This is a genomic window from Burkholderia reimsis (assembly GCF_003294055.1).
GTDB classification, from domain to species: domain Bacteria; phylum Pseudomonadota; class Gammaproteobacteria; order Burkholderiales; family Burkholderiaceae; genus Burkholderia; species Burkholderia cepacia.
The window spans coordinates 1-426 of the sequence record NZ_QMFZ01000156.1; the positions used below are offsets into that span (position 1 = coordinate 1).

Sequence of the window (426 nt, forward strand, 5' to 3'; positions counted from 1 at the left end):
GTGCTGCCGATTAGCGTGGCCAGCGCGCCCACCTGCACGTCGGAAAAGGTTTGGCTGAGGCCGGCAATGCGCTGATCGATAATCTGCACCACGATCTGCTCGCCCATTCCGTATTGCTCCAGGTGCTGGGGGGTGATATTGGTGATGCAGTTGCCGAAATGATCGACGTGGATAATGCGCCCAACCATGCCGCCGGTGCGCCCATCGGCGGGCTGCTCCAGGTCGGCTTCCAGCAGCTGCGACAGACGCGGGCCAGGCGCCTCCAGCGCCGCGCCGCGCGCCAGGTGCGCCACCACCGGCGCAAAGATATCGCGCCCATGAAAGGTGCTGCTAACACGCGGCAGCCAGAAGCGCCGCTCGGCCAGCTCGACGACCCTGCACGCCTCTGGCCCCCAACGCTCCAATGCGGCCCGCCATACATACGTG

Annotated in this window: 1 protein-coding gene; it reads right to left on the minus strand. The window is 66.0% G+C overall.

The window, feature by feature from the left end; translation table 11 throughout:
* A partial coding sequence (locus DPV79_RS41725; RefSeq protein WP_165843652.1) for an SAM hydrolase/SAM-dependent halogenase family protein occupies window positions 1-426 on the minus strand: 426 nt, incomplete at both ends.